This is a genomic window from Enhygromyxa salina, assembly GCF_002994635.1.
In the GTDB taxonomy this organism is placed as follows: domain Bacteria; phylum Myxococcota_A; class Polyangia; order Nannocystales; family Nannocystaceae; genus Plesiocystis; species Plesiocystis salina_B.
Genome location: NZ_PVNL01000073.1, coordinates 14,754 through 35,645 on the forward strand (window position 1 = coordinate 14,754; position 20,892 = coordinate 35,645).

The 20,892-nt window shown below is 66.9% G+C and carries 17 protein-coding genes; 13 read left to right on the forward strand and 4 right to left on the reverse strand.

Features of this window, described 5'->3' with window-relative positions; translation table 11 throughout:
* Position 1: 1 nt before the first annotated feature.
* Positions 2–1,318 (reverse strand): FG-GAP repeat domain-containing protein, encoded by a 1,317-nt coding sequence (locus ENSA7_RS18825; RefSeq protein ID WP_181233888.1) that lies wholly within the window; start codon positions 1,316–1,318, stop codon positions 2–4.
* Between the two features lie 377 nt (positions 1,319–1,695).
* Between ENSA7_RS18825 and ENSA7_RS43865 the strand changes: the two genes are divergently transcribed.
* The 11 genes from ENSA7_RS43865 to ENSA7_RS18895 all read left to right on the forward strand — a co-directional run bounded on the left by ENSA7_RS43865 (position 1,696) and on the right by ENSA7_RS18895 (position 13,680).
* Positions 1,696–2,424 carry a hypothetical protein gene (locus tag ENSA7_RS43865; protein WP_106090694.1) on the forward strand — a complete coding sequence of 243 codons (729 nt, stop codon included), beginning with the start codon at positions 1,696–1,698 and terminating at the stop codon, positions 2,422–2,424.
* A gap of 99 nt (positions 2,425–2,523) precedes the next feature.
* Positions 2,524–4,260: a S53 family peptidase gene (locus ENSA7_RS18840; RefSeq protein ID WP_106090695.1), complete on the forward strand. Its 1,737-nt coding sequence runs from the start codon at positions 2,524–2,526 to the stop codon at positions 4,258–4,260.
* Between the two features lie 34 nt (positions 4,261–4,294).
* Positions 4,295–4,921, forward strand: coding sequence for a hypothetical protein (locus ENSA7_RS18845; RefSeq protein WP_146157850.1), 627 nt, complete (start codon positions 4,295–4,297; stop codon positions 4,919–4,921).
* Between the two features lie 25 nt (positions 4,922–4,946).
* Entirely contained in the window at positions 4,947–5,546 is a 600-nt protein-coding gene (locus ENSA7_RS18850) for a hypothetical protein (RefSeq protein WP_106090697.1), read from the forward strand.
* A complete protein-coding gene (locus tag ENSA7_RS45060; RefSeq protein ID WP_244923843.1) occupies positions 5,543–6,010 on the forward strand; it encodes a TM2 domain-containing protein in 468 nt (155 codons plus the stop codon). Before ENSA7_RS18850 ends, ENSA7_RS45060 begins: the two co-directional genes overlap by 4 nt.
* Positions 6,011–6,272: 262 nt before the next feature.
* On the forward strand, positions 6,273–8,582 hold the full coding sequence (locus ENSA7_RS18870; RefSeq protein ID WP_106090699.1) for a glycosyltransferase family protein: 2,310 nt from the start codon (positions 6,273–6,275) through the stop codon (positions 8,580–8,582).
* A 98-nt stretch (positions 8,583–8,680) separates the two neighbouring features.
* The gene (locus tag ENSA7_RS18875; protein WP_106090700.1) at positions 8,681–9,769 is read left to right on the forward strand and encodes a hypothetical protein; all 1,089 of its coding nucleotides are present in this window, start codon (positions 8,681–8,683) and stop codon (positions 9,767–9,769) included.
* Between the two features lie 68 nt (positions 9,770–9,837).
* On the forward strand, positions 9,838–10,314 hold the full coding sequence (locus tag ENSA7_RS18880; RefSeq protein ID WP_106090701.1) for a sporulation protein: 477 nt from the start codon (positions 9,838–9,840) through the stop codon (positions 10,312–10,314).
* Between the two features lie 98 nt (positions 10,315–10,412).
* Positions 10,413–11,570 carry a GmrSD restriction endonuclease domain-containing protein gene (locus ENSA7_RS18885; protein WP_106090702.1) on the forward strand — a complete coding sequence of 386 codons (1,158 nt, stop codon included), beginning with the start codon at positions 10,413–10,415 and terminating at the stop codon, positions 11,568–11,570.
* A complete protein-coding gene (locus ENSA7_RS18890) occupies positions 11,567–12,691 on the forward strand; it encodes an AAA family ATPase (RefSeq protein ID WP_106090703.1) in 1,125 nt (374 codons plus the stop codon). Before ENSA7_RS18885 ends, ENSA7_RS18890 begins: the two co-directional genes overlap by 4 nt.
* Positions 12,688–13,680: a hypothetical protein gene (locus ENSA7_RS18895; protein WP_106090704.1), complete on the forward strand. Its 993-nt coding sequence runs from the start codon at positions 12,688–12,690 to the stop codon at positions 13,678–13,680. Before ENSA7_RS18890 ends, ENSA7_RS18895 begins: the two co-directional genes overlap by 4 nt.
* Positions 13,681–13,720: 40 nt before the next feature.
* On the opposite strand, the gene ENSA7_RS18900 is transcribed toward ENSA7_RS18895, so the two are convergent.
* The 3 genes from ENSA7_RS18900 to ENSA7_RS18910 all read right to left on the reverse strand — a co-directional run bounded on the left by ENSA7_RS18900 (position 13,721) and on the right by ENSA7_RS18910 (position 18,939).
* Positions 13,721–15,316 (reverse strand): hypothetical protein, encoded by a 1,596-nt coding sequence (locus ENSA7_RS18900; RefSeq protein ID WP_106090705.1) that lies wholly within the window; start codon positions 15,314–15,316, stop codon positions 13,721–13,723.
* Positions 15,317–15,388: 72 nt separating this feature from the next.
* Positions 15,389–17,839: a TonB-dependent receptor gene (locus tag ENSA7_RS18905; protein ID WP_106090706.1), complete on the reverse strand. Its 2,451-nt coding sequence runs from the start codon at positions 17,837–17,839 to the stop codon at positions 15,389–15,391.
* The gene (locus ENSA7_RS18910) at positions 17,836–18,939 is read right to left on the reverse strand and encodes a hypothetical protein (RefSeq protein ID WP_146157851.1); all 1,104 of its coding nucleotides are present in this window, start codon (positions 18,937–18,939) and stop codon (positions 17,836–17,838) included. Before ENSA7_RS18910 ends, ENSA7_RS18905 begins: the two co-directional genes overlap by 4 nt.
* 259 nt (positions 18,940–19,198) lie before the next feature.
* On the opposite strand from ENSA7_RS18910, the gene ENSA7_RS18915 reads away from it, so the two are divergent.
* Together ENSA7_RS18915 and ENSA7_RS18920 are read left to right on the forward strand one after the other, a co-directional pair.
* Complete coding sequence (locus tag ENSA7_RS18915) at positions 19,199–19,582, forward strand: VOC family protein (protein WP_106090708.1); 384 nt, start codon at positions 19,199–19,201, stop codon at positions 19,580–19,582.
* A gap of 270 nt (positions 19,583–19,852) precedes the next feature.
* The gene (locus ENSA7_RS18920; RefSeq protein ID WP_181233890.1) at positions 19,853–20,884 is read left to right on the forward strand and encodes an FG-GAP repeat domain-containing protein; all 1,032 of its coding nucleotides are present in this window, start codon (positions 19,853–19,855) and stop codon (positions 20,882–20,884) included.
* Positions 20,885–20,892: the final 8 nt, after the last annotated feature.

Sequence of the window (20,892 nt, forward strand, 5' to 3'; positions counted from 1 at the left end):
CTCACGGTGGGTCCGACATCATCACGCAGACCTGCTGGGCGCTGATCGACACGGTGACGACATCGTCGACGCAATCGCCGTTGACGTCACCCATCGCAATTTGCCGTGGGTTGAGCCCGCAGTTGAGCTGCATGACGGGGCCGAATCCGTCGCCGGTCGACAGGTAGACCGCCATGGTCTGGCCGCCGACGATCGCGAGGTCGGCCATGCCATCTTTGTCGATGTCGCTCAGGCCCACGGCGGCCGGGCCCGACGGCGCCGTGATCACCGTGTCGGGACCAAACGTTCCATCGCCCTGGCCACGGAACACGTGCCCGGCGTCCGACCCACCGCCCGCGGTGACGAGCACGATGTCCAGGTCACCGTCACCGTCGATGTCGCCGGCGGCGATGTCGGACGGCCCCCCCATATAGGGAATCGGCGGCGCGAACGCGTACTCGGCCGCGCCGTTGCCAAGTCCCACATAGAGCGCGCCAAAGGTTGCAACGGCGACGTCGAGGTCGGCATCGCCGTCCCAGTCACCGGCCGCCACGAGCCCGCCGCTCGGCCACGGGCCGGCCGAGATGATCGGATTGAACGAGTAGCTCTCTTGCCCGACTGTGGCAGGGAACACCGTCAACACGCCGCCCGAAGCCGTGATCACATCGAGGGCGTTGTCGCCGGTCGCCAGACCAAGCACGAATTGGTTCGTCACGAATGGATTCGCCTCGTAGTCGCCAAACCCGCCCTGGCCATCGCCACGTAGACGAGCGATGATCGTGCCACCGCCGTTGTCGAGGCCGAGCGTCACGATGTCGAATGCCGAGTCCGCGATCGCGCCGCCTCGGAGCACACCGGGAAACGGCATCGAGCCGAGCTCCGTGATGATCGGGACGTCAAAGCTGCCGTTGCCCGACCCGAGAAAGGTTCGGATCCGGTGCTCGTCCCGCGAGCTCGAGACCACGTCGAGGTTTGCGTCCATGTTGACGTAGCCAAGCGCAACGCCCTGCGGATTTGCGCCTGCGGGAAGGGTGAGAGGCCCCGAGTAGGAGACGGCGTAGGGACCATCCGTGCAGGCCGCGGGGTCGCCATCGCCATCGCCGTCGCCATCACCGGGATCGCCGTCGCCGTCGCCGGTGTCGCCGTCTCCATCACCGGGATCGCCGTCGCCGTCGCCGTCGCCGTCGCCGGTGTCGCCGTCTCCATCACCGGGATCGCCGTCGCCATCGCCGGTCTCGCTCGTTGAGCCTCCCCTCGGCTCGGGATCCTGAAAACACCCGCCAAGTAGCAACGCAGCGAGGACTGGAGTGTAGTGAGCCAAGCGCATGGGAGTTTGCACGCGGTCGATGGTATCGTGCCTGACGGATTCTCCCCACACGATCAGTCGGAACGGCTGAGTTTTTTGCAATCGAGCGGTTCTCCGTACGGCCGACGCGAGCACGAAACGACGATTCGTGGGGAGCCGAGCCCGACCTGACGAGCCCTCCGGACACCTGGGTTTGAGGATGGCGCGAAGGGCGCGAGCCAAAGGGCCTCTCGGGGCCTCGTCGACGTCTGGCGGGTGTCGTTTCTCGTTGGAGAGGGGCGGCCACCAATGGTGCCAGCTGGGTGGGGGAACTTACGCATTGACATCGTCTGAATTTGGTCAGTTTGAGCATGACCCTTTCCGGTTTTCATTATTGGGTTTGGTACATATCTCGCAGTGCGTATTTGTTCATGGACGCACGGATCTTCTCCAACGCAATCTTCGCCACCTTCACACTCACCCTGACCACGTTCGCGGTCAGCTGTGCGGGGCCCGGCAATGAGGTGACCCATGACGAAGAGACGGGCTGGGCGGTCGTCCCCGGCGACGACGAAGGCAAAACCGACGACGAAGGCAGGACCGACGACGAAGGGAGGACCGACGACGAAGGGAGGACCGACGACGAAGGCAGCACCGACGACGAAGGCAGGACCGACGACGAAGGCAGGACCGACGACGAAGGCAGGACCGACGACGAAGGGAGCACCGACGACGAAGGGAGCACCGACGACGAAGGGAGCACCGACGACGAAGGTGGCACCACGGGTGAGGAAGGCTGCACCTTCACGCAAGGCTACTGGAAGAATCATCACGCGGACGCCAAGAATCCGAATCAGCAGATTCCGTGGCCGGATGCCGAGACCGACGTCTGCAATCAGGACGGTCTCGAGGTCCTCAACACACCACCCGCTGGAAACAAGTGGTACATCCTCGCCCACCAGTACATCGCGGCGGTCCTCAATGTAGCGAACGGGACCTCGGCCCCAGCCGAGGTCGTCGATGCGCTCGCTGAGGCCGAGATGCTGCTGAACGGACCCAATTGCCCGCTGGGGGTCGAGGACGAGGCTGCTGCCGTCGAGCTCTCGGAGCTCCTCGACGACTACAACAACGGAATCATCGGCCCCGGTCACTGTGGCTGAACCAACCTGGTCGTACCAACCACCGCTTGACTCGACGCTCTCAGCGCCACGAAACCCAGCATGAACATCGACCAACTTGGCAGAACGGGATCAATCCTCATGGCAATGGGCCTGGCGAGCGGCTGCCCCGCCGACGTCACCATGGGCGGCGACAGCGGCGGCATCTTCGAAACTTCGGCCTCAGACGGCGACGCCGAAGCTGGCTCGGGGGACAGCGATGCGGGCGACTCGGGCGACGGCGCCAGCCTCGAGGACGTCCCGGAGGCGGAGTGGGAAGAGGTGCCCAAGCCCAGCGGGATCCCGCAGCCGCTCCCTGGGGTCTACGAGGACCAGGGGCCGGCCGATCTTCAGGCCTCGTTTCGCTCGCTGCTCGGGCTGGTCTTGCGCGATCGGACCGAGCTCGCTGACTTTGTGCTCGAGGTCTCCAATCCGGCCAGCGATCTATACGGCGACTACATGTCCACGCAGGAGCTGCTCGACAACCACGCGCCGACGCCGAGCGACCTGTCATTGCTGCAGGCGTGGCTCGAGCACATGGGACTGTCTGCCAACTATCTGGCGACCAGTCGTCAGCTGATCCAGTTCTCGGGCACGGTCCGGCAATTCAACGAGGCGTTCGGCGTCACGTTGCACCTGTGCATGCGCAAGAACCCGCAGTTTGGTGGCTCACCGTTCCCCGTCTACTGCTTGGTCGAGCCCATGACGATGCCGCTGTTCGTCGCCACGCGCAGCACCGGAGTGGTGACGGCCGACCTGCCGGCCGAGCTTGGCCAGCTCCCCAACGAGATCGGCGAGATCATGACGACGCCGCCTCCGGGGGCCGAGTCCGGCTCGCGCCTGACTCCCGAGCGCGTGGCCCGGGCCTACGACTTCGATATCCTCTATGCCAAGGGCTACGACGGCGCCGGACAGAAGATCGGCGTGGTCATGGGTGCGCAGATCCACACCCGCTGGGCCCAGACCTTCTGGCAGACCTGGGGCATCACGCGGGCCAACCCCCAGATCTTTTATACGGCGGAGGATCCGGTCACTCGATTTCTCGAGTCGCAGCTCGACACCACGTGGGCCGGCGCGCTCGCCCCCGGCGCCGAGATCATCGGCTATGAGGGCCCGGATGCCCGCAATACCTCGATGGTGTTCGCGTACACCGAGGCGTGCGCGCGAGCCCAGGCCGACGGCGTCAGCGTCGTCACGACCTCGTTTGCTCACCGTGAGGACTCGGAGCCGCGAGTCCTGCGTGAACAGTACGACGACGCGGCCCTGGTCGGCGCGGCCCTGGGTCTCACATTGTTCGCGGCCAGTGGTGACTCGGGCAGGACCGACACCCCAAGCAGCAGCCCGTGGGTGACCGGCGTCGGTGGGACCCGGCTGTACCTCGACGGTGCGGGGGACGTGATCGACGAGACCGCGTGGGACGGGTCGGGCTCGGGGATCACGATCTCGTTTGACATGCCGCCGTGGCAGGTCGCCGTCGCCGGCAATATTGGCGGCGGTGATCGTCGCGTGGTCGCGGACGTCTCGGCCGCCGCCTCGCCCGCCTCGCCCTATTGGGTCTACTTCAACTCCGACTGGTCGATCTACGGCGGCACCAGCTTCTCCGCGCCAGTCTGGGCTGCGATGGTCGCTGTCGTCAATCAGTACCGCGACGACGAGGGCATGGCCCCGGTCGGCTACCTGAACCAGGCGCTGTATTTGACGCCGGCCGTGCAGGCGACCTTCCGCGACGTCGTCGATGGCGCCACCGCGGACTTCAGCGCCGGGCATGGCTGGGACGTACCCAGCGGCTGGGGCAGCCCGAGCGCGGCAGCCTTCGCTGACGCGCTGCCGTCTCCGTGAGCGCCAACCGACCACGCGCGACGACGCGTGCGAAATGTCGCATTGTTTTTCCTCGGTCCGGCTGATCCCAACGCTGCTCGCGGCCACGGTACCGCGGATGCACGATGACGAGACCCCCGCCGGGACTTACAAGCGCCGCGTTCTCCGGACCGGGATCGGAGTCTCGATCCTGCTGCTGTTGCTCATTGGCGGGGTGTTCGCGTGGAACCAGGTGTTCCTGCAGGGCCCGATGCGGGACGTGATTACGGGCGACTCCCGAAACGCTGGCATCGAGGTCCAGGTCCATCTCGGGCACTACCTGAACCCTGACGTGCTCGTCTATGACCTGCGCGAGGTCGGCCCCGATAAGGCGCCGATCGACGTGTTTAGGGTGTTCTTGCAATACGCCGACGCGATGCAGGGGGAGCGGTTCGAGACCGTCGAGCTGGCGTTTCGGGGCGAGACCAAGTTCGTGCTGGACGGCGCGGGCTTCCAAGAGATCGGCCGAGACTTTGCCGACGAGAACCCCATGTACACGATCCGAACGTTTCCGGAGCGGCTGCGAACACCGGACGGCCGCGCCGCGTTCCAGCGCTGGGAGGGCGGGGCGCTCGGGGTGCTCAGCCAGCAAATGGATGACTTCAGCGAGTTTCAGGACCGCTGGTACATCGGTGAGTCGTGAGCCCGGTTGGGCATGGGGAGCTGTCATGAACGACTACCGCAGTGACAACGGGGGCCACACCATCGAGGTCGGTGGGCCCGGGGGAATCCGGATCAACTCCATCATCCCTGCGCCCGCCATGGCGACCAACTCGAGGGGGCCGACCAGCGCGACCCCGAGCGCGGAGCCGGGCTCCATGATCGCGCTGGCGACCCGGCACCCGATCGCGGTCTCGCTCGGGCTGGTGGTCGCTGCCGTCGCCGCGCTGGTTGGGCCGCTCGTGTTGGTCCTGGCTCTCGAGGCGCCAATGTGGCTGATGGTCGGTCCAGCGCTGCTGTGTGTGGCCTTGATCGCTGGCGCGATCGCGGCGCCGCGCGGCGCCTTGAAGGCGCTCCGCCGCGCGTACGGTGAGCCCGCGCTCGAGCAGCAGATCCTCAACCTCGCGCTGCGCTGCGGGGGTCGCTTGACGGTCCCGATGACCGCTCAGCACTTGAAGCTCACGCTGGCCGACGCCGAGCGAGCGCTGATGGACCTCGCCCGCGCTGGCCACGTCGACATCGACAACGATCCGACGTCCGGCGCCGTGATCTACGTGTTTCGCGACTTCAACGCTCCGCCTCAACCGCTCGCAGAGTCTCCGCAATGAACAACCCGCACAATCACGGCACGCCTCCTTCTCACTCGATGGTTCCCCACGGAGCGCCGCCGCAGCAGGGGTACCCGCCGCAGCAGGGATACCCGCCGCAGCACGGCTACCCGCCGCAGCACGGCTACCCACCGCAGCAGGGGTACCCGCCGCAGCACGGCTACCCGCCGCCGCCGCATGGCTACGGCGCGCCGGTCAACGTCGTCGTGCAGAACTCCGTCGGCCAAGGCGGCGGGCTGGTCCGGATCGCCAACCGTGAGAAGGTCGTGGCTGTGCTGTTGGCGTTGTTCCTCGGGGGGCTCGGCGTCCATCGCTTCTACCTGGGCCAGACCGGAGTTGGCGTGGTGTACTTGCTGTTCTCCTGGACCTTCATTCCCGCGTTCCTTGCCCTGTTCGAGACGCTGTTCTTGCTGGTGATGAGCCAGCGTGAATTCGACATGAAGTACAACACCGGCTACGCGTGAGCACGCGCGGTTGCTGGCAGCGCCGGGTGAGCGGTTCGCGGGCCGCTTTGAGCCGCGCGCGCTGCCGATCCAGAGCCGGCTCGGGCCAAGCAGCTGGTCGCGACCCGCGAGCGGCCTGGACCGGTGCCCGCTGCTGCGGCCGCTGCACGACCGGTCAGCGCCTCCGCAGCTGTGCGCCCGCGTCCGCGCCCGCTGCGAAGCGATCTGGTCGGTAAACGGCAAGCCATCACGGGTCCTGGATCCGTGAAGTATAACGACGGCCGTGAGCCGAGACGCCGACCCGAGCGAGCCGCCGCAACGCAAGATCGCGTGGCTCGGACCCGTGCTCGTGTGGGGGGTCGCGGCTGCAGTGCTGCTCTCGCAGCTCGGCGCGACCGGCCTGTGGACGCTGGGTGAGCTGCCAGTGCTCGATCGCACCCTCGCCGCGCTCGGCGAGCCACGCAGCGAGCTGATCCGCAGCCCGTGGCTGCCCGACCAGCTCCGCACCTTCGTCTACGCCGCGACCGGTCAGGCCGACGCCGGCCTGCGCCTGCCGGGGGCGCTCGCGGGCCTGGGGTTGGTCGCGCTCGCGCTGGTCAGCGCGCGGCGGCTGGGGTGGTCGCCAGCGTGGGTCGCGTTGGCGGGCTGCTTTGCGCTTGCGATGCCCGGACTGCTGGCGTCTAGCCGCACGGTCCTCGGCAACCCGACCGGCGAGCTGTGGCTGAGCGCGGCGAGCCTGTGCCTGATCGCCTGCTGCGATCGCTCGCGCCGCAGTGGCTCGGAGCACAGCGGTGTCGGACGCCGAATTGCGCTGGCCGGCCTCGGCCTGAGCTGTCTCGTCGCCGCGGTCGCCTCGCTCGGCGTGGTGTTGGGTGGCTGCCTCCCCCTGGTGTTGGTGGCGCTCGCCGACGTGGCGCGGGATCCCGAGCACGGAAAGCTCGAGCTGCCTCGCTGGGCGGTGATCAGCGCGTGGACAGGGGCCGCGCTGGCCGGCTTCGTCGGGCTGTGGCTGGCGTGGAATCAGGGCGAGGGCTACATCCCCTTGCTCGGCGCGGCCAAGGATCTCGATCTGCTCGAGACCCCGTCCAAGGCCAGCTTCACCGACACGCTCGAAGCGTTCGGCTATCAGGCGTTTCCGTTCACGGGGTTGGTGGTGCTCGGCTTGCTCGGTCCCGGTCGCGCGCGCTGGCCAGCGCTGTGGCTGGGGGTCGCGCTGGTCGTGGTCAGCGTGTGGGCGCTGACCTACGGACCCACGCCCACGCCCGTCACGATCCCCGCCGCGTTGCTGGCGACCGCGGCCTGCAAGCGCATGTTCGACAGCGACGAGCCGATCGCCGCGCGCCGGCTGCTGGTGTTTGGCGCGATCCTGGGGGCCATGGTGCTCGGCAAGGACGCCGGTCGCACGCCTCAGCGGGTCGCCTCGCCGCTGTTGCAGCTGACCGAGCTCGAGTTTCCGCAGCCGGGCGTGGTGCCCGGCTTCGACCTCGTCACGTCGCTGCCGCGGTTGACCAAGCAGTTCGCTGGCTTGTTGCTGCTGGCCCACGTGCTGGCCCCGCGCAGCAAAGATCAGCGCGAGTGGGCGTGGGCGCCCGCGTGGGTGGTGGTCAGGCTGAACACGCTCGCAACCATCGTGGATCGCCTGGTCACCCGGGCGCGGGTCGGGGGCTCGGGCTTGCAGCGGATGCGCGCCGCCGCGCCGCTGGTGCTGGTGTTTGGCGCGCTGGCGCATCAAGTCTGGGCATTCGGGATCGTGACGCTGACCCAGGTCAACCAGCAGATGTCGATCGCTGCGCCGCTGCGGGGGTTCGTCGCCGGGGTCGAAGCCGGCGAGATCCCCGAGCCCGCGCTGGGTCTGCATCGGATCCGTGACCCCGGCCTCGAGTACTACGGCCCGGGGACCGAGCACGAGGTGTTCCTGAGCAACCGCAGCGATCTCGACAAGTGGTTGAGCGCCGAGACACCTCGGACGGCGCTGATCCGGCGCTCGGATCTGCCGCCCATCTTCAGCGCGACCCGGTCCGGTGATCGGCCGTTGTTCGTGCTCGACAACAGCCACCACGGGTACGTCCTGGTCGCGAACTTCTTGCCGGCCGGCCGCGACGATCAAAATCCGCTGCTCGGCATCGCCTTCGACCAGCCGCTGACCCTGGCCAACCCCACGCTGGTCGGCTGGAACCCCTACGTGGAGCTGATCGCCTGGGAGATCGAGGGCGCGCTCCACCGCGGCAGCACGGCGACCTTGCACGCGGTGTTTCGTGTGCATCGGCCGCTGCCGGCCGGCACCAAGATGTACGCGCGCCTGCAAAAGGGCAAGGTCAGCCGGGTCGCCGCCGAGCCGCACGAGCTCACTGGCGGCGCGCTGCCGGCCAACTACTGGCGGGCCGGTGACTACATCCACCATCGCTTCGAATTTCAGGTGCCGTGGCTCGAGGTGTTGCCGGGCGAGCACGAGCTCATCGTCGGCTTGCGGCGGTCCGAGAAGAGCAACCTGAAGATCAGCACGCCCGAGGGCAAGCGCGGGGAGTACGGCGTGGAAGTGCGCGGCAAGAGCCACGAGTTCGCCAAGATCGGCGTCGTCGAGCTGGCCTGGTAGTCGGTTGGCCTGGTCGGGCGGCTCGGGTATGGTCGCGTCCCGTGCTTGGTCGCGCCCTTCGACGTCCGTTCGCTCTCGCCTTGTTTGTCGCGTCCGGCATGGTTGTCACGCCTGCGTGCACCAAGGACGAACCGAGCAACCTCGAGAAGCTGGCCAAGCAAGGGGAGCAGGGCGACGGCAAGGATCAGCCAGAGGTCGGCGAGCCGGCGGACGGCGGCGCGATCGGCCAAGCCGACGGCGCAGACACCAAGGTCCCCGAGGGCGACGAGCCCAGCTCGACCTGGCCGGTCGACGCTGACGGCGTCCCGGTCCCGCCGCAAGACGGCGCCGCGCCGCTGCTGACCCCCGGCGCCGACGACAAGCGCGTGCAGCTGCGCCTGGCCCTGGCCGAGGGCACGCGCTACCGGATCACCACGATCGGCATGTTGAAGCTGCCGCTGATCGAGAAGCCGACCGGGTTCGCGCGCGAGGAAGACGTGGGCGTCAGCGGCTGCACGGGCGAGGGCACCGCGCGGACCTGCCTGCTCACCCACACCTACCGCAACTACGAAGCCGAGCCCCCGGCCGGCTCCGGCCTCGAGGCCGACGAGAAGCAGGTCGCCGGGCTCAGCACCTCGCACCGGGTCGACGCCAGCGGCCTGCGGATCACCGACACGGCCGTGCAGGGCGAGGGCTCCCCCGCCCACTTCCAGGCGCTCGCGCAGGTCCACCGGCTGTACTGTGTCCGGCTGCCGAGCGAGCCTGTCGGCGTCGGCGCGACCTGGAAGGACGTCTGCCGCCTGCGTCAGGGCGGCTCAATCGTCACCCGCGAGCTGACCTGGCGGCTCGCCAAGCTCGAGGACACCGAAGACGGCACCCGGGCCGAGCTCGAGTACGCTGGCCGGGTGCGCCGCATCGATCCCAAGGGCAAGCTGATCAACGGCGAGATCATGGGCGCGCTGTACTTTTGGGTCGACGCGGGCGAGCCCCACCTGATGCGCGAGCGCGTCGGCTTTGTGCTCGACGCTGGCAAGGGCGTGAGCACGGGCACCGACTTCCGCTACCAGTTCAGCAAGGTCGGCAGCGACGGCGAGGAGCTGCTGCGGACCGACGGCAAGCCGTTCGACGCGCCCCCGCAGGCCCTCAACGACCTGCGCAGCGTGCCCTCGGGCACCACCCGCGACGGCGAGCTCCAGCTGGATCGCTAGCGAGATGTGACCCCGCTCGGTCGCCGTAGCTGATACTTTCAGGGCCAGGTTCAGGAGCACGAAGACACATGGGCTTTTCCGACAAGATGCGAGAGACCTTGGGCAGCGAAGGCGCCCGCCTCGAGTTCGTCCAAGACCCCGACGGCTGGACCGCTCGGGTCGCACCCGGGGGCACCGCCGAGGCCACGCTGCGCCTCGCTGGCGGGACCAAGACCGCGCGGGTCGAGGGCGTGATCTTGCGGGTGTTCGTCCGTCACCGTCACTGGGCCGACGCGCAGGGCATGGAGCTGACCGAGCAGCAGGCGCTCGAGCTCGAGGACCGCAACCACCTGATGCCAGCGTGGAGCCGCGAGCAGCTCAGCCAGACCCGCGTCGAGGTCGAGCAGGACATCGAGCCCGGCGCCCAGCAAGAGCTGACCGTGCAGGTGCAGGTGCCCGAGCACTGCGACGCGACGACCCGCTCGTGCACGATCACCTTGCACGCGCAGGCGGACATCCGGGGGCAGATCGATCCCACGGTGACCGGCAAGCTGCTCGTCAACTGAGCCCGAGCTAGTCGGTACGAGTCGTCGGCGTCGTGCGCGCGAGTTGCTCTCGATCGTGGGCGACGAACGGGATATAATGTTGTTTCGGAGCCACCTCGATGTCCCAAGAGCAACCGCCGACCGACAGTATCCGAGAAGAGTACTTTGAGAACGAGGCCACTGGCGTCGAGACCGAAGAGGAAGATGGCGGTGGCTCCGAGAAGGTTCAGCCTTGGGATCCCGAGCGAATTCGGGTGCATACAAAGCACTTCTCGTTGCGCCAAGTCGTCGACATGATCGAGGAGAAGGACATCGACATCGCGCCGGACTTCCAGCGCCTGTATGTCTGGAAAGATCGGCAAAAATGGTCGCTCATCGAGTCCATCTTGCTCGGCATTCCGCTGCCAACCTTCTATTTCAACGAGGACAAAGACGGCAAGATGCAGGTCGTCGACGGCGTGCAGCGGCTCACCACAATTTATGATTTTGTCCGCGGCGAAAAGTTCGCGCTGGGCGCGGTCGACTATCTCAACGATCTCCGCAACTCCACCTTCGATCAGCTGGGCGCGACCTTCAAGCGTCGCATGAACAACACTCAGCTCGTCGTGCACGTCATCGATCCTCAGACGCCCTATCGCGTCAAGTTCGACATATTCCGGCGCATTAATACGGGAGGCAGCCCGCTGAGCTCCCAGGAGATCCGGCATTGCATGAGTCGCGAGCGCTCTCGAACGCTGCTCGCCAACCTCGCCGCCAGCCAGCCATTTGCATTGGCAACGGGCGGATCTCTGTACAAACACATTCGCATGGCCGACCGTGAGGTCGTGCTGCGATTTTGTGCGTTCAGCATGTTCGGGTCCGACAACTACAGCGCCGCCCACAGTCTCGACGCCTTCTTGGTTCGGGCGACGGAGAAGCTGGATGACCCTGCCGCGTTTGGTGACGAAGAACTCGCGGCGCTCGATGCCGCGTTTCGCAGGGCGATGCGAAACGCCTACACCGTGTTCGGCGATCACGCTTTTCGCAAGTGGCCGCTCGACAACGATCGACGAAACCCGATCAATCGCGCACTGTTCGAGGTTTGGGCCGTGGTCTTGGCCCAGTACGAAGAGAGCGTCGTCGCGGCAGGCGCTGCCGAACTCGCCACCGCGGCGCGCGGGCTGATGACGCATGACCAAGAGTTCATCGAGGCGATCAGTCAAGGGACGGGCGACATGCGCCGGGTACGAAAGCGCTTTGATTCGGCAGCGGAGGCGGCCAAGGCGGTGCTCGGGTGATCAACGAATTTCGCATTCGGAACTTCAAGCGCTTCAATGACGTCACGCTGCCGCTCAACCGCCTCACTGTGCTCACCGGGGCCAACGGGGCGGGCAAGACCTCGCTGATTCACGCGCTGCTCCTCGTCGCGCGCGCGCAGCAGCAGGCGCGTCCCGCGACCGTCGCGCTCAACGACGACGCGGGCCTGCAGCTCGGCGAGGGGGCCGACGTTCTCAACTGGAACGCGAATGAGTCCGAGATCATATTTGAGTATCGGCTCGACTCCGGCGTTGGCGTTGGCCTGCGCTTTGGCGTCCCCGACGAGCGGGCGCTGCACTTGCCGCTGCTCTCGTCTCCCGTTGGCGCCGGTGAAGTGGCGGAGCTCGCCAACTACGTCAGCGCCGAGCGCCTCGGTCCGCGCGACACACTCGGCGCTTCCTCGGTGTCGATCGCGGAGCTGAGCGTGGGCTGCTACGGTCAGTATGTCGCCCAGGTCCTCGCCGTGCTCGGCCACAGGGAGGTCTCGGAGGCCCGACGTACAACATCGCCCCATGGGCCGGACGAACCGACTCTGGCCGACTTGCTGCATCAAACCGAGTGGTGGACCGGTCGCATTGTTCGGCCGATCGAGCTCGAGGCCACGTGGTTCCCAAACTCGATGGTCACCCGGCTGCGCTTCAAGACCCCTGGGATACGCAGCGAGTGGACGCGACCTCCCAACATGGGCTTTGGCGTGTCCTATGCGCTCCCTGTGATCGTCGCCGGCCTCGTCGCGCCGGCCGGAAGCACGCTGATCATAGAAAATCCAGAGGCGCACCTACACCCCGCGGGCCAGTCGGAGATCGGCCGCTTCTTGGCGCGGGTGGTCGCTGACGGTGTGCAGGTGATCGTCGAGACCCACAGCGATCATGTGCTCAACGGCATCCGTCACGCCGTCGCCGATCCCGGTCATCCGATCACCGCCGCGGACGTCAAGCTGTTGTTCTTTCTCGCCGAGGCGGATCCTCGTGGTGTGTGCGAAAGTCTGGATATCTCCCCCACCGGAGCGATCAGCGGGTGGCCCGAGGGCTTCTTCGATCAGCTCGATCGTGACCTTCGAGCGCTGACCGACCTCGCGCGGCATCGGGGACGGCGGCCGTGAATCTCGACATCCGACACGTCATTGACGAATCTGGGCTTCGTCTGGATGGAGCCCCCGCGGACGACGCTGCGGCGGTCGCCGATGTCATCGACGAGTTCCTCGACCGGCTCGAGACCGCCAAGCAGCGCGACGAGCGGGTGCTCCGCTCGCTCAATGACATTTGGGATGCGCCGGTCACGGAGGAGGTCAAGTTCTACGAGCTGGTCTACGACAGCGACCCTGCGGTTCCTCTCGATCTCGATCGGCGTCGACGGTTGCTCATTGCCATCGATCGTGTGCCATCGTGGGACGAGCAACCCGAGCTGGTCGACCTGGTGAACGTGCTCGAGGTCAGCGTGGACGGAGAGCTGGTGTTTGCGCCGTCGCTGGCTCTGGCGCACGCCTGTCGGCAGCTATCGCGGGCCGTGGGTTGTCTCAACTTCGAGTCGAGCGGTCGCTCGGGTCTGCTGCAGGTCGAAGCCGAGCAGCTCGCGCGGGACTTGCACTTCGTCGTCGATGAGCGCACGCACGTCGAGTTGTTCCGCGACGCCGTTGGTATCGAAAGTATGGACGAGGCCGCGTTCGAAGCGAACGTCCGCTCGGCGTTCCCCTGCTTGCGTTGGGTAGACCGCGTCTGGCGAGGACTAGGCAAGTTCAAGCGCCCCTACACCGAGCACCGCGGGATCCTCGTCAAACACCTGAGCACGCTCAACGATGTGGCAGCGCAATTGTTCAACGAGCTGTCGGCGACATCGCCCGAGCAGATCTCTGCGGGCTTGGGCGCGCACGGTGTGAACGCATCCGACGAGAATGGGCGCACCAAGAGTGACAAGAAGGCCAGCAAAGACCGGACCCGTGAATTCGAGGGAGAAGACCACGTGTTCTGGTGGCACACCAAGCTGCTTCCAGACACGGATCGAATCCACTTCAAATGGTTGCGAAGCAACGACGATGGCCCTGGAACGATCGTCGTTGGCATCTTCATCGACCACTGCCACCTTCCTGGCTGACCAGGGGAGGCGTTGCTAGGCGAGCGAGGGATTGGCTCGGCTATTGGGCCAGCAGCAGCGCGGCCGCATCGGGCACGCCGCTGATCGTGAGGATGTCCGCGACGATCTTCGCGTCGGCGTACTGCGGATCCACGATCACGTAGCGCAGCAGCAGCTCGAGCTTCTCGCCGGGATCGGTCGCCGCCGTCGCCTGCGCGAGCAGCCCCGCCCGATAGTCCGCGAAGCTCACGGCGACCAGCTGCCCGACCGTAGGGGCAGCCTGACCGTAGAGACCGGCCGCGAGCTCGTCCTTGTTGGGCAGCGAGAGGGGATCTTCGGCCACGCCCGCGATGTTCTGGGCCGGGTGGGTGTCGTCTTGGGCCTCCGCGCTCAGCGGCTGATCCATGGTCGAGCCGGGCCGGCCGTCGGCGTGCTCGAGCTTGGCCTTGACCTGCACGGTGGCCGTGAGCACGTGGGTGGTGATCGTGAAGCTGTGCGTCGAGTACACGGCCTCCTCGGTGGTCTGCTCCGTGCTCGCGGCCTTCTCCTTGGCGCGCATCAGCGTGTTGCGCTGGTCCTCGAGCGAGCGGCGGTTGGCCTCTAGCCGGCTGCGGGCGTTGCTCAAGTTCTGCTCGGCGCCGGTCGTGGTCCCGGGCGTGTCACCTTCGCGGGCGACGTCGGCGGTGTACTGATCGACGTACTGCTCTTGCTTGGTGACGTCGTTCTCGCGCTCCATCAAGCGGCGCTCTTCGTCGAGCACGTCGTCTTGGGCCATCTTGTAGAACGGGTTGGGGACCTGCTTGGTGCCCGACTGGTACTGCACCGACTCCTGGCGCTGGCGCTTGTCGGTCGTGAACTTGGGCTTGCTGAACTCGATCGTGAGGGTCGCCGCCGGGGCCTCGCCCGCGCTGCCGACCTCGAGCAAGGACGCGCCCTGCCGACCGCTGAGCGCGGCCGCGACCGCGTTGGCCCCGTCGTCGTTGGCCTTGGTCTTGACCTGCACGAAGTAGCGCAGCTGCGCGACCACCTGCGCTCGGGCGGCGTCGCGCTCGGCCATGCCCTGACCGCTGAGCGCGGCGATCTTGGCCCGATACATCAAGACCGAGCCGGCCCGGCCCGCGGCCTCGGCTGCGGTCGCCGCTTCGCTCAGCTGCGCGACCCAGGCCTGGACCACCGCCTGCATCGCCCCGCTGACCCGGTCGGCCGCGCTCGGCAGGCCGTTGCGGATCGCGTCGAAGATCTGCATGGCGTCGGCGAACTGCCCGGCCTCGGCCTTCTGGGTGGCGCGCGCGCTGGTGACTTCGAGGACCTCGCTGACCAGCGCGATCGTCTTGGGGTGTGTGGGGAGGATCTGATGAGCCTCGGCCGTCAGCGCGATCGCCTGCGAGTCGGCGCCAGAGGTCAGCGCCGCGCGGGCGCGCTGGATCCGAGCTTCGATCTGGCCCAGCTGCGCCTCGGCCAGCTTGGCGATGATCTCTTCGTCGTCGGGGCGCAGGCGCAGGGCCTCGGCGTACTCGGTCGCCGCGGCGTCGTAGTTGGCCGCGGCCATGAACTCGTCGCCCTTCTTGATGTGGCCCTGCCAGGCGCAGCCGAACGCCAGCGTGAGTGAGAGCAGCACGGAGGCCGCGAGACCCGAACGAAACAGGCGTCGACGCATGGCGAGTGTCTACCACGCGCCTCGTGTGGATGCGTAGATGACCCGCGTCGGGGTCCTGGCGCCCGAATGCGGTCAGTAGCTCACGCTCAGGCCCAGGCTCGGATAGATCGGCAGGCCGATCGCCTGCTCGCGGGCGCTCCAATCGTACGAGTAGATCCAGATCTCGGGGTACCAGTGGTTATAGACGTTCTGCACATCGAAGTAGACGCTCACGCTCGCGCGGTCGCGGATCCAGGTCTTGTCGATGCGAATGTCGAGCTGATGAAACAGCGGCTGATACTCGCTGCCCCGCGGGCCGCGAAGTGGCAGATAGTAGACCTCATCGACGGACAAGGGAATGACCTCGCGGGCGGTGATGGGCTCGAGGGGGTTGCCGGAGCCCAGTCGAAACCGCAGGCCGACGCGGATCTCATGGGGCAGCGCGACGCTCAGCAGCGCGACGAAGTTGTGGCGCTGGTCGAACACCGCGGGGAGCCAGACGTTGGGCTGGTCCTCGGTCCGCGCGAACAACAGCGTGTAGCCCAGCCAGCCGTCGAGCAGTCCCGGGGCCAGGTTGCGACGCAGCAGCAGCTCGAGGCCCATCGCGCGGCGACGCCCGTAGTACTCGAGCTCCGGTAGCGGCACGCCGGTAAAGGGTTGGTCGGGGTCGTCGGTGATGGGCTCGTACTCGGGGGTGTGGGCCCTGGCGCTGCGGAAGAACCCGAGCGCGCGCAGATCCACGTCCCAGGGCAGCTCGGCCTCGAAGCCGACGCTCGCGTGGGTCACCGTCGTCGCGCTCGCATAGCGCCCAATGCTCTCGCCGCCGATCGCAGGATCGAAGTAGGTGAGCAGATACTCGGGGATGTCGACGCGGTTCGAGCCAAACCCGGAATTCTCCTCGAGGGGCCCGGTCGTTCCTCGTTCGTGAGCGCCCGCGATCGGGATCGCGTACAGGCCCGCGCTCGCAAACACCTGCGCGCGCTCGGACAGCGGCCCACGCAGGTGCACGCGAGGATCGACGCGCACGCTGGGCTTTGGACCGTAGGCAAACACGTTGAGGCGAACCGAGGGGATCAGGCTCCAGTCCCCGAGGCGCAGGGCCGTCGCCAGCCAGGCGCCAAACCGAAGCTGCGCGCCGTCAAACTCCTCGGGGGAACTGGGGAAATAGAACCCAGCGTCCGAGTTGAAGGTCAGCTGGCCGTGCTGCCTTCGGCGCCAGGACTCGACGACCGCGTCCGCGCCAAAGTCCAGGGCCAGCCACTCGAGCGCCTGCCAGCCAAACGCGGCGCGAAGCGAGTAGACCTGCGCCTTGCGCCGAGCGAACCGGTCATCGCTGCTCTGGTTGAGGTTCGTGTGGTCGAGCCGCAGCGAGGGGCTCACCAGCACCTGCCAGGCGCCGCGCTCGAACCGATAGTCAAAGTCGAACCGATGAAAGCTCGAGCGAAAGTCGAAGTAATCGGACAACCGCAGACGATCGCCCGCGCCAAAGCCCCGCAGCCCGATCGCGTGACCACCCCCGAGCGGATGGTCCAAGCGAGTCATGTAGTCCCAAAAATTGGGCGCCGTCAGGTTCGGCAGCGGGATCGCTCGCAGGATCTCGCCGACGTGACTGCGCCGAACTCCGACGTGGACCGATCCCTTGCCGACGGGCCCCTCGGTCGTCGCGCCGACGTCGAACAGATCCAGGTGGGCCTCGCCGTGGATGCCGTCGCGCCGACCCGGGCGGCTGGTGACTTGCACGAGCCCGCCACCAAAGCCGCCGTAGCTCGCGGGGTAGTTGCCAGGGGACAGCTCGATACCGGCGATCATCGGTGGCGATAGCACGCTCGCCATTGGGATCACATGAAACGCCCGGGGCACCGGGTGGCCATCGACGTAGATCCCAACCTCGCGTGGATCTCCGCCGCGAAACGACGTCAGGCCCAGCCCGGCCGGGCCGCGAGCGACCCCAGGCAGGTTCATCGCCGCGAGCACCGGGTCATCGCCGCTGCCGGGGTAGTGTCGCGCCTGCCGGCCGTCGAGGGTGTGCAGCGGCTCGATCTCGGTCCAGCTCGACCGTCGCTTGGTCGCCACGACCGTGCGGTATGGGCCGTCGCGATCGGGCTCGAGGTAGAGCTCGAGCTCGCCACCTTTGGCCTCGAGCTCAGCCCATTGCTCGAGCCGCGCGTAGCCGCCCGCGACCACGACCACACGCAGCGCGCCGACCGGGACCCCCGGGAGCTCGAAAATACCGTCGGCGTCGGTCTGCGACTCATGCATCCACGCGATGTGGTCGGGGTCGAGCGGCTGCTCGGCTCGCTTGCCCGGGCGCACGTCGGCTGGCGCGTCGACGACGATCACCGTGGCCCCGGAGATCGGCGCCCGCGAGGATCCGCGCTCGCGCACCCGTCCACGCAGCGCCGCGACCGGAGCCGTCGGCGCGGCCTCGACTCTCTCGGCGGCCTGGGCTTTGCTCGGGGGTGCAGCTGCTCGCGCCTGGGCGGGGCTCGCCCAGGCTTGCAAGAGCGGGATCGCCAGCGCCAGGTAGCGCCGCCGGATCCTCATTGATGCTCGAACTCCAGGGTCAGGACGTCGTTGGCCAGGCCGTCGTCGGTGTAGCCGATCAGCACCCGCGAGATGCCCGGCTCGAGCTGTGCGTCGACTTGATAGCTGAAGCTTCCGTCGTCTTCGACGGGCTCGAGGTTGCCGGACTGAACGATCGCGCCGCTGGTCGCGGTCCGCGAGTACAGCGACTCGCTGCGCAGGGTGAATGCGCTGCCTGCCTTGTCTTTCAGCAGCACGAGCCGGGACTGGAACAGCTGCGAGAGTTGGTCGAACGAGAGCTGAACCTCGATCATCGCGCCCGCTCGAACGGGGATCGGCGCCAACGGAGGGACGCCGGTGGCGAGCAGCTCGCCGTCGACCGAGACGGACACCGTGGGGGTTCGCGGGATCCTGTTGGCCGGCTGGAGAAACAGCTGGGGGGGAAGGGTCGCCGGGTCCGCCTCAAACGGAACGGACAGGCCCATCTGCGCTCCGTAGGCGTACAGAAACCAGAGCGGGCCAAGGCTCACCTTGTGGTGGATGAAGCCGCAGCCCTCGAGGTTGCTCAGGTCGCCGCGTCGCGACTCCCAGCAGTCCGTGGCGCGCCGGCCATCCCACGCAACCACGGCTATCAGCTGCAGCGATGGAAACCGGTAGCGGGGATTGAGGGCAGCGCGGATGAACACGCGCTCTCCCAGCTCAGGCACCTCGAATTCGAACGCGCCCGAGCCGGTTCCCAGCAGGCAAGGGTCGTCGGTCGTGTAGTTCTCGAGCGTATCGCAGCGCTGGTCGAACACTTCGTGGGCCAGATCGAGCTGGCCAGTGTGGGACACACACGAGCCCCCACACGCGAGCCACAGGGTCTCGAGCTCGTGCTCGGGCACGAGCACGCCCTGGGGATCCACGACCACGGCCTCGAGGCGCAGCCGATCACCAGGCAGGACGTCAGCGATCGGCGCCTCCGGCCCAGCGATCAGCGGACCGACGCGCTCGGGGTTGAGCGGGCCGAGCTCCACCTCGTGGCGAATCGTGAAGATCTCGGTCACCTCGATGTAGCTCGGCGGCCGCAGCTCGTCGCCGCAGCCAAGCAGCGACGCCAGCAGCACGGCGCTCCTCCACATGTTCAGTCTGGATCCTCGAGCGGGGACGCCAGACTCACCACCGGTTTTGGCCGCCATGTCCGACACTGTCTCAGCCCCGGCGATGCCGGACAAGCGGGCAGCTCGCGAAGCGCCATAAATTCAACCGTGTGAGTCGATCCCCTCGGTTCGTGTCTCGATTTGATCGGGTCGAAACACGCCCCGGGACGCGGGGAACCGCTCAGCGAATTTTTTGCTCGCCCCGACCATCCTCTGCAATCAGGGACACAGACGGGGCCACATGACCATCAAGCTCAACCACACCATCGTGCGCTCACGCGATCAGCGCGAGGCCGCGACCTTCCTGGCCGAGATGTTTGACCTCCCCGCGCCCAAGCCCTTCGGCCCATTTCTCGATGTCGAGCTCGGCAACGAGGTGACGCTCGCGTTCCTCGACGCCGCCGCCGACGACATCTCCGCGCAACACTACGCCTTCCTCGTCAGCGACGCGGAATTCGACGCGATCTTCGCTCGAATTCAGACACGCGGCCTCGACTTTTGGGCCGATCCGGGGCGCACCCAAAAGCGCCGCATCAACCGCCACGACGGCGGCCGCGGCGTGTATTTTCAGGACCCAAGCGGGCACTTGCTCGAGATCATCACGCAGCCCTACGGCAGCGAGTGAGATCGAGCGCGCGTCGACTGGCGCAGATGTCACTGTGGTGGCTGATGCGCGCAGGCTCGCGGTGAGTGCGGTATTCGTCGGCGCGCGCAAATACGCGTTCGCGCGCACGGCGGTCGGACCGTATCGCTCGGGTTATTGCCGTGTCGCCAATCAGACTCGATAGATTGAGCGTGCTAAAGTGGTCACGCCACTAGCGAGACCAAGGAGGCACGTGACATGCGTTCGACGAACATGATCGCAAACGCAAAATCTATATTAGGCGCCATTGCCGTGGTTTGCAGCGCCGGCTGTGTCGTCGACGACGACGCGCTGGAGGGGCTCGAGCTCGACACCACCCTGCGAGCGGCGCCGGAGTCGAATCAGAGCTTCCTCGGCGGCGATGTCTGGGAGCGCGACGCGCAGTGGTGCTACCACACCGGCAGTCAGCTGCATGTCGGTGACCTCAATGGGGATCACCGCGCCGATATGTTGTGCCACGACGGCGCCGGGAACAAATGGGTCGATCTCGCCGATAGCAACGGTCACTTCTGGGGTACAGACTGGAAACACGAGGTCAGCTGGTGCTCACACCCTGGCAGCAAGCTGCACCTCGGCGACTACAACGGTGACGGCCGCGACGATATGTTGTGCCACGACACCGCCGGGCAAAAGTGGATTGACTACGCCGACAGCAACGGCCAGTTCTGGGGGACAGACTGGTCGTACACCGACGGCTGGTGCGCGCACGCGGGCAGCGAACTACACATCGGCGACTTCAACGGCGATGGCCGCGACGACATGCTGTGCCACGACACCGATGGGCAAAAATGGATCGACTTTGCCAACGGCAGCGGGCAATTCTGGGGCACGGACTGGTATTACAACGCTGGGTGGTGCTACCACCCGGGCACCCAGCTCCACATTGGCGACTTCAACGGCGACTATCGCGACGACATGCTCTGTCACGACGCGGCCGGGCAGAAGTGGATTGACTACGCCAACTCCAACGGCCAGTTCTTGGGCACGGACTGGTACTACAACGCCGGCTGGTGCCATCACGCTGGCAGCCAGCTGTTCGTCGGCGACTTCAACGGGGATGGCCGTGAGGACATGCTCTGTCACGACTCGGCTGGGCAGAAGTGGATTGACTACGCCGACAGCAACGGCCAGTTCTGGGGCACGAACTGGTATCAGAACGCAAGCTGGTGCTACCACGCTGGCAGCCAGCTGTTCGTCGGCGACTTCAACAACAGCGGGCGCAGCGATCTGCTCTGTCACGACACCGGTAACGGCTACAAGTGGATCACCTTCTCGATGTTGTGATCGATCGA